This is a genomic window from Chloracidobacterium sp. (genome assembly GCA_015075585.1).
Classification (GTDB): Bacteria; Acidobacteriota; Blastocatellia; order Pyrinomonadales; family Pyrinomonadaceae; genus OLB17.
The window spans coordinates 1,102,501-1,114,380 of the sequence record JABTUB010000001.1 but is presented as its reverse complement, the minus strand read 5'-3'; the positions used below and the strand labels follow the sequence as shown (position 1 = coordinate 1,114,380).

The window sequence follows — 11,880 nt, the reverse complement described above, 5'->3', positions numbered from 1 at the left end:
CTAATGCACGCTCTCTCCGCGTATAAGGCTTACCGCATGCGAAAGAACCGGAGCGATGACCTGAAGGCATTCTTCGACAGCTTTGGTCGATCCCGGCAGATTTATGATAAGCGTTGACCCACGGACACCGCAGACGCCGCGCGAGATCATAGCAAATGGCGTTTTTAAGGCCGTTTCACGACGCATTGCCTCGCTCAGTCCGGGAACTTCGCGTTCGACGACCGCCAGCGTGGCTTCGGGCGTATTATCCCTGGTGCCAAGGCCCGTCCCGCCGGTTGTCAGGATCAGATCGACGCCGCCGCGGTCACAAAGACCTGCGATCAACTCTGAGAGCGGCTGAAGATCGTCCGTGGCCATTGCCCTTTCGGCAACGATCATACCCATGGCGGCAGCAAGTTCAGCCAGCTTATCGCCTGACCTGTCATTCTCAAGCGTTCGTGTGTCGCTTATTGAAATGATCGCCGTCCTGATATCCATAACAACCCAACTCTGAATGATCTGCGGCGAATTAATTCAATACGCCGTCCGTTGTGTCCCGTACTCATTCTGCCTCAGCGAATCGTCCGCTGCCCGATGAGCTTAAGTATCGCTTCAGATTCACAAGTATAACGCCGGCCGCGACCAACATCATCCCTACGATCGAAAGGAAACTCTGGCCCTCGCCGAAAATCAGCCAACCGGCAATAACGGCGTAAATGATACCGGTATAATTAACGATCGCCACTCCGGCTACTCTTTCCTTCTGAAGAGCATCGGTCAAAAAGATCTGGCCAAGCTGTGAAAATACTCCAAGCCCGAGCAGCCAAAGCCAATCCCATCCCGATGGCATAACTCTTTCATAGAACAGCGAGACCCCGCCGAGTATCGCGCCGACAAGCTGAAAATGCAGCACGATGGTCAGCGGATGCTCCTTGCCGCGAAGGCTTCTGACGAGGTTATATGCTACGCCTGAGCAGAATGCCGATGCAATGCCGAGCACAAGATAGAACGGCACGACCCTGTCGTCAACGCGGTGGATCAACAGAACTCCACAGAATGCCGCGGCGTAAGATACCCAATGCAGCACCGTCATCTGCTCCTTAAGCACAAAGATCGCGATCACGGCGGTAAAGATCGGCGAAAGATACTGAAGCGTTTGTGCCTGGGCAAGCGGAATGTGCTGAAGGGTTACGAAGAAAAAGAATAATGCCGCTGTACCAAAAAGCCCGCGAAGTACGAGCATTAAGTGATTGTCGCCGATCATGCTTGCTTTCGTACGCCGCAGTCCTGCGATGCAAAGCACCGTCGCTATGGAGCAGCGAAAGAAAACGGCCTCCATTGCAGGCAAATGTGATACCTGCTTGACCAAAGCGTTGGCAATAAAAAAACACAGGGTCGAAAGGAACATCGACCTTACACCCGGCGTAATGTATCTCGGCTCAAAGCTCAAACTAGGAGGGTAAAGCGCAAGCGGCAAAGTTGCAATGAAGCGCCATCAGCTTTTGCCGCAGCCGCAGTCATCTTCGCAGTTTTTCGCAGAGAAAGAACGGCGCTTCTTCGCGATGTGAACGCCGGCATACGCCAACGCTGCGGCGACGATCAAAACAACAATGAGGAGCTGAACGGCCATCACTCGAATCCCAGCAATTTTCCGCCCTGATAGGTTATGAACGCGGCGGCATAGGCGATAACGGTCATATAGCTGAACATAAAGATCGGCCAGCGCCATGAGTTCGTTTCGCGGCGCACGACTGCCAGCGTCGAGACACACTGCATCGCAAGGACAAAAAATACCATCATCGAAAGCGCCGTCAGCGGCGTCCATGCCGGCCTGCCGTCGTCGGTCTTTGCATCACGAACGGCCGCTATCAGCGTTTGCGAGCCTTCATTCTCATCCTTTCCGACGCTGTAAATAATGCTTAGCGTCGAGACGATAACCTCGCGCGCGGCAAAGCTCGCGATCAATGCCACACCGATTTTCCAGTCGAACCCTAACGGCTTTATCACCGGTTCGATCGCGTGGCCGAGCATGCCGGCAAAACTGTGCTTGATCTGTTCTGATTCAGCGACCTTCTCTTCTTCCGATTCACCGCCCGCCTCAGCCGTCTCTGCCGCAACTGCCGCACCGGCAGGCTGTACCGTGTTCAGGGTTCTTGGAAAATAGGTCAACGCCCAAAGTATGATCGATATCGCAAGTATGACCGTACCGGCACGTTTCAAAAAGAGCCACGCCCGTGAGATCATGCTCATCACGACCGTCCGCACATTCGGAAGCCGATAGGGCGGCATCTCCATAAGGAACGGCGGCGGCGGCGCCTTCAGGAGCGTTCTTTTCAAAATGAACGCCACTGCGATCGCAACGAATATGCCTATCGCATACATTAACAGCATCAGCACCGCACCGAGCGATATGAACCCGAAAACATATTGAGTGCCGAAGAACGCTCCGATCATAAGCGTATAAACCGGAAGACGAGCCGAACACGACATAAACGGCGCGACAAGCATGGTCGCGAACCGGTCGCGCCGATCTTCGATGGTACGAGTGGCCATGATCGCCGGTATCGCACAGGCAAAACCGCTCATCAGCGGAAGGAACGCTTTTCCGTGCAGCCCGACACGCGACATTAGCTTATCCATCAGGAACGCCGCCCGGGCCATATAACCGGTATCTTCGAGGATCGAAATAAACAGGAAGAGCAGAAGTATCTGCGGCAGGAAAACAACGACGCCTCCGACGCCCGCGATCATTCCGTCAGCTAAGAGATCGGTCAAAATGCCCGGCGGCAGCGATGTCTTAACGGCATCGCTCATTGCCCCGAAAACGCCCTCTAAAAGCTCCATCGGCAGCGTCGCCCATGAGAAGATCGCTTGAAAGACGATCATCAAAATCCCGATCAGAATGACAAGGCCGAAGAATTTGTGTGTCAGGACCTTATCTATCTTTGATGAACGCAAGTGCGCCTTGCCGTCGCCTACCCGTGCAGAATCCTGTACCGCATTAGAAATAAAATTGTAGCGGGCAAAGATCTTGCCATGCGGGCCGGACTGGTCCGGCTCCGGTATCTCCGGAACTTCGGGGTGCGTTCCGATCAGAGGCGTGATCTTGGCAGCCAGTTCATCCAGCCCTTCGCCGGCGCGTGCATTGACCGGAACGACCGGTACCTTCAGAGTTCGCGATAAGCGTTCGACGTCTATTTCTTCAGCAAGCCCTTCATATGAATCCATCATCGTCAGAGCGACGATCACCGGCACGTCGAAATCATAGAGCTGCGTAACAAGATAGAGATTGCGTTCGAGATTTGTTGCATCGACAACAGCGATCACGACATCCGGCTTACGAACGCCGCTCTGCTGCCCTGTGATAACATTACGGGCGATCTGTTCGTCAAGCGAGGTCGCATCGAGGCTGTACAGCCCCGGAAGATCGATCAGTGTTGCAGATCGATCGCCCAACTGCCAATGCCCTTCTTTGCGTTCGACGGTTACGCCGGGATAATTCGCAACTTTCTGCTTTAGGCCTGTTAATTGGTTGAAAAGACTCGTCTTGCCGGCATTGGGATTGCCGGCCAGGACGACAGTGATACTTCGATCGTCAGCGTCGCGAGGCATCGACTCAGGCAGCGACCTCGATCGAACTTGCTTCGCTGCGGCGGATCGCAAGACTATAGCCCCTCAAATGCACTTCGATAGGATCACCGAAAGGTGCCGCCTTTACGACACGCAAAACGACACCCGGAATGACGCCCATCTCAAGCAGCCTGCGCGTGATACCGTCATTTCCGTTTACCGCAACGACCCGGGCCTCACACCCGAGCGGCGTCTCGTTTAGCGTCCTGTTTAACTCTGATTCTTTTTCCATCGTTCTTCGATGATCCGTAAAGCATTAGTTTAGCCTAATTGAAAGCAGTTTTCAATTTCAAATTACAAGCGGAGAAAACTTTTTTCAGCGACGGCAGCGAGAAGTTACTTGTACAGTGAAGCGTCTTTGATGACGAGATCAGCTTGGTATTGGCCGATGTTCACCCGCAGAGGCACGCAGCTGCTGTCGAGCGACAGCCAAACCTTGATCCCGAAAACATCTATCTGCGGATTTCCGGTGTTCACCGTTACAGATTGAGCGAGGACCTTTTGGCCGCCGATCGTGATCGTCTCTGCATCGCCAGGCATCAGGCGGAAAATATAGGGCTTATCAATCCAAAATACAGCAACTCGCGTATCGTTCACAGGATTTGTCGAGTCCTTGCTGCGTTTCAGGTTAAAGGAGCGCATTGCGTATAGCAGCGATAACATATCGTGCGTACCGACAGGCACATCGGCCTTTCCGCCTCCGTAAGATACGCTGCCCGTCTGCGCATCGAATGTGAGCGATTGGGTAAGCGAAGCCATCGAACCGCCCGCTTTGATGTCAAAATTAAACGGTACGAGCGTGTCGGGATTCACTCTGGTACTCATCATGTCCCCTTTGTGAAGAGCCTTTTGATCGGCTGCGGCGGCATTGATCTCGGCAATAAGAAGCAGACTGTCGCGGCCGTTGAAGAGCGTCCGCTCCCTTGCCTGCATCGTCATATCAGCGACATATCGTCCGCCGAGGCCTATCTTATATTCGAGTTTCTCGCCCAACAAGAATGCCAGCTCACTGAGCAGCGGTTGGTTCCGGATATACGGTGTAGGCGTGGGTATCGGCTTCGGCGTTGGCCTCGGCACGGGTGTGGCAGCAGGTGTCGGTGTCGGCTTTACTGCGGCCGGCACGGGTTCGACAAGGCCTGACAATTTCGCGGTGAACGGCCCTTTCGACGTATTGAATCGGATAAGCACCGGGAGGTGCCTCTCATCAGTCGAAAAGCCAACGCGCAGGTCTTTTACGCCGAGTTCGTCAAAGAACGTGCTTTGGATAAGCGAGATCGCCGCGTCAAAATCGCCGCTGTCAGTTGATATTTTCTCTGAACCGCTTGGCTGTGCGGTAAGTGTGTAGGTTTGGCCATTCTCACTAAATATGAATGTTCCTATACCGGCAGCCGCGCGAAGCCTGTAAACAAGCGTTACGAGGTCAAGCGGCGGTTCAGCAATATTCAGGTTGTTGGTTATCCGCTCGCTCGGTATCACCACGGCATCATTCGTGCTTTTAATGTAGAGCGGCAGCCCCGTATCCGGTGCCGCATAAACGATACGCGATTCGTCGATCATCGCGAACGCTGCACTCACGATATCAAAGGTTTTCGATCTTGAACGCAGCTCCACTGCTCGGCGCCCTTGAAGCCTGCCGTCGGAGACCACTTGGAATTCCAAGAATGCCACATTATCCAGGTTGCTGTACGAGACGTTGTATGAAAGCTTCTCGCCGACACGAAAAATGGATGACGGCTCAGCCGTATCCTCGGCGCTCTGTGCAGCGGCGGTGCTGTAAATGCAGGCCGCAAACGCAGCCGCCAGCATCAGCCGCCAAAACACCTTGTTCACAATATGTAACTTCCTAATTCCGGCCATTTGCCTCGTAAATAAGGGACTCAAGTGCTGCGACACGATCAGATGCCGCGATAATGGGCCTGCCGACCACGACGTACGATGAGCCGGCAGCGATAGCACCGCCGAGGGTCATTACACGCTTTTGGTCGTCGAACGTTGCATCTTTCGGACGAATTCCCGGCGTTACGATCAAGAGATCATCGCCGCAAGCGGCACGTATCGCAGCCGCCTCTTGAGCTGACGCAACAACGCCGTCAAAACCCGCATTCTTAGTCAAAACCGCAAGCCGAACGACCTGCTCGGCCGCTGATGACTCGACGCCGACCTCAGAAAGTGTGCGGCTGTCCGAACTTGTCAGCACGGTCACACCTATCAACAGAGGGCTGCGAAGCCCTGCCTCCGCACATACTGAACGAACCGTTCGAGCCGTTCTGCGCATCATTTCGCTGCCGCCGGCAGCGTGAACATTGAGCATCCATACTCCAAGTTCGGCAGCCGAAACGGATGCTGACGAAACAGTGTTCGGAATATCATGGAACTTCAGATCCAAGAAGACATCTTCGCCGCGGTCAGCCAATTCGCGTACAAAAGACGGCCCCGCAGTAGTGAAGAGCTGCAGGCCGACCTTGAAAGCGCCGACCCTTCCATGCAGCTCATCAACGATCTTCAATGCGGCATCTCTATCCGCCACGTCGAGAGCAACGATGACCTTTGACCTGATATCGTTCGGCTGCATGGAAAATGAGGCGTTGGTCATCAAATGATCATTCCATGTCGAGCGGATTGCGGAACGGCGTATCGTCCGACGTATCCGCCCGTTTCAACGCTTCTTTGAATTTTTCTTCAAGCAAACGTTCGCGGTCTTTCATCGAGGATAATTCCTGTGCGAATATCTGGTCACGCTGCTGCTTTTGCTTGTCCAACTCGCCCTTTAGATCCTCGAACGATCCCGTAACCTTCTTCTTTTCTTCATGCGCAAGCAAGGCTCCGGTTTCGGCATCGATCGTCAGTGATGCTTCGCAACAAGGACAAATGATACTGAACTTATCCATATCTCGGATCGATTATACCCGAATTTTCGATCTATTGTTTTGCGCCTGTCGGGTCATTCGGGTCGGTGCGCTTCGCCGCCGGCCGCGAGATACCTGCATTTGCAAGCAGATCATTGGACGAAACGGTCGCCAGATCCCTTATACGATCGCCGGGTGCGGACAGGGTCCGCCCGTTTCGCAGCCAATATTTTATCGTGGACTTTTGCGGGCTTTGCCAAGTGCGCTCGACCTTAAGCAATTGCGGATCGCTCTTAAAAGTGCGGGTCTCGACAAACTGGCCACTCTTGTTCATCGTTGAACTCATCGTCGAATTTTCCGGTGCCGGGACAACAGGAGGCGGCGGGATAGGTCCCATCGCAGGCGTATCGACGATCCTTCGACGGCCGTTGACCGGATCAATTTGCCCGGCGGGCCCCTTAGAGGCCATATCGGCATTTGCCGCACTTGCGTCGGGAGTCGTATTTGAGGCAACTGACGGTTGGCCCGCTGTCGGGCTGATGTTGCCGCCGTTCGCGGCCGGCTGTTCGGGAACGGCGCGTTGCCCCGTTGTGGTATTAGATGCAGAATGCGGTGCTGCAGTATTGTCAGTTGCCGGCGCGGACGAACACGCTCCAAAACTCAAAGCCGCCGCGAAAAGCATCGGGTAGATCAACTTCATTATGTTTGTAGCCTCTGGTTTCAGATCGTAAAAACCTGCATCAAACGTCGTAATACATTGAGAACTCAAGCGGATGCGGGCGCAGCCGCATCGGTGTGATCTCGCTGTTGCGTTTGTAAGATATCCATCGCTCGATCAATGAGCTTGTAAAAACGTCACCCTTAAGCAGGAATTCATGGTCATTTTCAAGTGCGGTCAACGCTTCATCAAGGCTTCCCGGCAGCGAAGGCACGTTCGCGAGTTCTTCCGGCGGCAGATCGTAAATATCCTTATCGAGAGGCTCGCCGGGATCGATGCGATTCTGAATACCGTCGAGGCCAGCCATCAGCAATGCCGCGAACGTCAGATACGGATTGCACGACGGATCCGGCGGGCGGAATTCGAGCCGCTTCGCTTTTGGCGACGACGAGAACATCGGAATGCGAACGGCTGCGGAGCGATTGCGTGCCGAGTATGCGAGATTCACCGGAGCCTCGAAATGCGGAACCAGCCGTTTGTAGCTGTTGGTAGTCGGGGCCGCGAGGCCCACTAGGGCCGGTGCGTGTTTCAGCAGTCCGCCGATGTAGAATTTCGCCATTTCCGAAAGCCCGGCGTATTGATCACCCGCGAACAGCGGTTCGCCGTCCTTCCAGAGCGATTGATGACAGTGCATTCCCGAGCCGTTATCGCCGTAGAGCGGCTTCGGCATAAAGGTTGCCGTCTTCCCTGCCGCATGGGCAGTATTCTTGACTATGTACTTGAAAAGCATCAAGTTATCGGCCGTGTGTAGGAGATTTGAGAAGCGAAAATCGATCTCACATTGTCCGGCGGTGGCAACTTCGTGATGATGGCACTCTACGGAGATGCCAACTTCGGCCAGAACCGCCGAGATCGTATTTCGCAGATCGATCAAAGTATCGAGCGGAGCGACCGGGACATACCCTTCTTTTGCTCGGATATGATATCCGTTGTTGGGAAACTGAGCATCGCCCTCGCGCTTGCTGTTCCAATGCCCTTCATCGCTTTCGATTCGATAGCCGGCCGAGTGCTGTTCATTGTGATAATTCACTTGATCGAAGATAAAAAATTCAGCTTCGGGGCCTATATAAATAGTGTCGGCCAAACCGGTGAACTTAAGATAGCTTTCGGCACGCTGCGCGACAGAACGCGGATCAAGCCAATAACCTTCTTTCGTTATCGGATCGACAGCGTTCGCGATCAGGCAGAGCGTTGTATCATCGATGAACGGATCGATCCAGAACCTCGACGGGTCAGGTATCAGCAGCATATCCGATTCATGGATAGCGGCCCATCCGCGCAAACTCGAAGCATCGAATCCGAAGCCGTCTTCAAAGCTGTCCTCATCGAGGCGGTCGATCGGAAATGTCAGATGATGCCAAGAGCCGATTAGATCCGTGAATCTTAGTGAAACGAACTTCGCCTCCTGGTCGGTCGCATATGTAAGTATTGTTTTCGGGTTCATTTGATCTCCTGATCCAAAAATGGCCGCAGCCCTTCAAAAGGGCTTGCCGCAAACTTGAGATTTTAACCTATTTATCGGTCAACCCAAAAGGAAATTTTGCGAAGTATGCGAGGGGTTGGAGGTGTTCAGCCCAATCGGAGCGTTTCCAATAAGATCGTATCGGCCTCTAGCCCGCATCAGGAGCTGAAATGCGCCCGATAAGGTCATATTCGTATGCTTCGGTGATCTCGACATCGTAGATCGCACCAATGACAGGTTCGAAGCCGTCAGGCATATCATTTATAAGGATATATCCGTCGATCTCCTGTGCTTGCCCTTGCAGCCGCCCTTGGAACAGCAGATCGGATTCCTGCGATATTCCTTCGAACATCACCTTGAACGTCTTGCCGACCTTAGCTTGATTGAGCTGCTTGCTGATCTTTGCCTGCTCTTGCATAAGGCGGTCTCGCCGCCTTTTTGCAACCCTCGCATCAACCTTATCCGGCAGATCATAGGCAGCCGTACCCTCTTCATCCGAATACGTAAAAACACCGACATTATCGAAACGGCAGTTACGGATGAATTTGACCAATTCTTCAAAGTCCTCCTCGGTCTCACCGGGAAAGCCAGTTATGAAGGTCGTCCTGATCGCGATACCGGGAACTGCGTCCCGAACTCGGCCGATCAATCGTTCAAGGCTTTCTCGGGTTCCGCCGCGTTTCATTAGCTTGAGTACATTTCGCGAGGCGTGCTGGAGCGGCATATCGAGGTATTTTGTAACCTTTGCCGTCTCAGCGATTGCCGACAGGAACGCAGGCGAAATATGCGTCGGAAAGGCATACATAGGCCTGATCCACTCGATGCCTTCGATCTCGCCAAGCGACCGTAGAAGCCTTGCAAGTGCATCGACCTCGCCGCGGTCCTCACCGTAACGCGAGCTGTCCTGAGCAACAAGTGTGATCTCCTTCACGCCGTCATCGGCAAGCTGACGTGCCTCATTTAGTATCGACTCGGGCGTGCGTGAGCGAAAACTTCCCCGCATCGAAGGTATCGCACAAAACGAACATGGACGGTCACAGCCCTCGGCGATCTTTATGAATGCTGTATGTTTTTGCGTTGCACGCATTCTCGGCGTGTGTTCGTCATAGAGAAATGTCGAGGATTTGTTGCCGATCGGAGTAATGGTCAGCTTTTTCGCATCGTATTCCGCATCTGCCGCCCGCGTGATCTGAGTCAACTGCGATGTGCCGATGAATGCATCGATCTCAGGCATCTCGCGGATCAGGTCGTCGCGATAACGCTCGACCAGACAGCCGGCAACGACCACACGGCCTGTTTTCCCTTCCTCTTTCCAGCGCGCTGCTTCGAGGATGGCATCTATCGATTCCTGCTTTGCCGACTCGATAAAGCCGCACGTATTGATCACGACCGTGTCAGCCTCTGCAGCATCACTCGTGATCTCGTAACCGTGCTCGGCAAGCGTACCCATCATCACCTCGCTGTCAACGAGATTCTTAGGACACCCAAGACTGATAAAACCAACCTTTTTCATTCAAATACTACTTAGAGAACGACATAAGCTCAGTCGTCGCTTCAGTGATGACCCCTGTTTTTGTTATGTTCTTCACGATACCTACGTCCTTTGCAAACCACACCGTCGTCTTCATGTCCGTCTTAACGGGTACCGTAATACCTTTTACTTTGACCGTAATATCCAATTCAGTTTTGATCTCGACCTTGACGGCATCGAAGGTTCCCGCCGGAACCGTAACCGACTCCGTACCTATCACCTGTGCGTTTTGCCCCACTTTTCCTTCACCGCTGCCTATTTGAGCGTCGTTAGGGCCGTTTATGGTTTCGCGGACATGGTACTCGGCCGACCAATTTGCCCCCGGTACGAAGCGTCCATCTTGAGGGATCGTTACACCGCTGCTATCCAAGGTATCGATCTTCGCCATGGTGCCGCTCTTTTCCATATCGATAGAATTGTCATATTGGACTGCAAGCAGGCCTTCGGCCGTGCACTTCCAGTTGATATGAGAGCTGACATTGCCGAAATCCGAATCGACCGTGAACCCTTCGTCAGCGATATTCGAGATTTTTTCCGTGTATTCCCGCTCTTGCAGCGGCCCTTTTGCATAGGTGATTCGATATTTACGCGAAATATCCGGCCCGACAGGAAAATATGCGTTGCTGCAAAGCCCCGTGGCGGCGCCCGCCGTATGCCCGTCGTTACTGGGCACGCCGGAATTAGAAACACCCGAATTTGTAGCCGAATTGCCGGTGGACGGCATGAATTTGCTCAAGCTGCATCCGAGAACGACCATCAAAACGGCTGCAGCAGCGGCGAGACCGCCAGGTTTCAATTTCATACGTAACGCTCCTGTTCAACTATTGTTCGAGTGCCTCCAAAGACGCCTCGATCTCCGCAATTTGCGACTCCGACAAGGCCTTTCTGCCAAATCGCACTTCATTGTAACGCTCGGTTACGAACACTGCGCCCGGCATTCCGACAGAATATGCAAATTCGAGCGGTGTCTGCTGCGGAAGCCGCACCTTGCCTTGTTTCTCAAGCGAGCGGATCATACGTTCATAAAAGATCACGACCGAGGCTTCAGACCGGCGGCCGAACCTGTGCTTGAGTTTCTGCCAAAGTATCGATTTTACTATCCGCCGCCGACCGCGAACAACCCCGAGTATCAGAACGACCGCGCCGATAATGACGGCAAAGCCAACAACGACGGCCCGTATGCTGGTGATCAAGCCGTTCTCACCGCGAAGATCTTCGAACCACTCGTGCATTATCGAACGCAGGCTTACCGAAAGTGAACCAAGCTCTGCCGAATAATGTTCGAGGCTTCCAGTTATAGAACGCGTTACTGAGCTCTGCCCTTGATCGTCGTACGCCACAAAGTACTGTATCCAAATAGCATCCAGAGCCTCAATATACTTTCCGATCTCCGCCAAAATGCCGCCCGCGGCCGCCTGATCATACGATGGCGGCGTCGGGTCGAATGTTACCCAGGATCCGGCGCCGGGGAAATATGCTTCAACCCACGCATGTGCGTATTTTTGACGAACGATATAAAGGCCCGCCGTCGGATTGTATTCACCGGTATGAAAGCCGGTAACGACACGCGACGCTATGCCTTGCGAACGTAGCATCATCACCATCGAACTGGCGAAGTATTCACAGTGCCCCACGCGGTTATTGAAGAGAAAATCCGAAAGAGGCTCAGGCCCGCCGTTCTTCATTTCGAGGGTGTAGCCGTAATTCGTCTTCA

Annotated in this window: 12 protein-coding genes (1 of these 12 only partly in view); all 12 read right to left on the bottom strand. The window is 53.5% G+C overall.

Features of this window, described 5'->3' with window-relative positions:
• Positions 1-477 carry a MogA/MoaB family molybdenum cofactor biosynthesis protein gene (locus tag HS105_05090; GenBank protein ID MBE7515969.1) on the bottom strand — a complete coding sequence of 159 codons (477 nt, stop codon included), beginning with the start codon at positions 475-477 and terminating at the stop codon, positions 1-3.
• A gap of 64 nt (positions 478-541) precedes the next feature.
• Positions 542-1,429, bottom strand: a complete 888-nt coding sequence (locus HS105_05085; GenBank protein ID MBE7515968.1) for a DMT family transporter — start codon at positions 1,427-1,429, stop codon at positions 542-544.
• Positions 1,430-1,608: 179 nt separating this feature from the next.
• Positions 1,609-3,591 carry a ferrous iron transport protein B gene (gene feoB / locus HS105_05080; GenBank protein ID MBE7515967.1) on the bottom strand — a complete coding sequence of 661 codons (1,983 nt, stop codon included), beginning with the start codon at positions 3,589-3,591 and terminating at the stop codon, positions 1,609-1,611.
• Between the two features lie 4 nt (positions 3,592-3,595).
• Complete coding sequence (locus HS105_05075; GenBank protein MBE7515966.1) at positions 3,596-3,841, bottom strand: ferrous iron transport protein A; 246 nt, start codon at positions 3,839-3,841, stop codon at positions 3,596-3,598.
• A 104-nt stretch (positions 3,842-3,945) separates the two neighbouring features.
• Positions 3,946-5,439: a DUF3108 domain-containing protein gene (locus HS105_05070; protein ID MBE7515965.1), complete on the bottom strand. Its 1,494-nt coding sequence runs from the start codon at positions 5,437-5,439 to the stop codon at positions 3,946-3,948.
• A 13-nt stretch (positions 5,440-5,452) separates the two neighbouring features.
• Positions 5,453-6,202, bottom strand: a complete 750-nt coding sequence (gene pyrF / locus HS105_05065; protein ID MBE7515964.1) for an orotidine-5'-phosphate decarboxylase — start codon at positions 6,200-6,202, stop codon at positions 5,453-5,455.
• 7 nt (positions 6,203-6,209) lie between these two features.
• Complete coding sequence (locus HS105_05060) at positions 6,210-6,497, bottom strand: 2-nitropropane dioxygenase (protein MBE7515963.1); 288 nt, start codon at positions 6,495-6,497, stop codon at positions 6,210-6,212.
• A gap of 31 nt (positions 6,498-6,528) precedes the next feature.
• Positions 6,529-7,155: a hypothetical protein gene (locus HS105_05055; protein ID MBE7515962.1), complete on the bottom strand. Its 627-nt coding sequence runs from the start codon at positions 7,153-7,155 to the stop codon at positions 6,529-6,531.
• Positions 7,156-7,195: 40 nt separating this feature from the next.
• A complete protein-coding gene (gene glnA / locus HS105_05050) occupies positions 7,196-8,617 on the bottom strand; it encodes a type I glutamate--ammonia ligase (GenBank protein ID MBE7515961.1) in 1,422 nt (473 codons plus the stop codon).
• Positions 8,618-8,783: 166 nt separating this feature from the next.
• Entirely contained in the window at positions 8,784-10,148 is a 1,365-nt protein-coding gene (gene rimO / locus HS105_05045; protein ID MBE7515960.1) for a 30S ribosomal protein S12 methylthiotransferase RimO, read from the bottom strand.
• Positions 10,149-10,155: 7 nt separating this feature from the next.
• Positions 10,156-10,968, bottom strand: coding sequence for a hypothetical protein (locus HS105_05040; protein MBE7515959.1), 813 nt, complete (start codon positions 10,966-10,968; stop codon positions 10,156-10,158).
• A 19-nt stretch (positions 10,969-10,987) separates the two neighbouring features.
• Positions 10,988-11,880: the final stretch of a DUF3488 domain-containing protein gene (locus HS105_05035; GenBank protein MBE7515958.1), read on the bottom strand. The gene runs 1,267 nt beyond the window's last position; only the last 893 of its 2,160 coding nucleotides appear in the window; its start codon lies beyond the right edge, outside the window; the stop codon is at positions 10,988-10,990.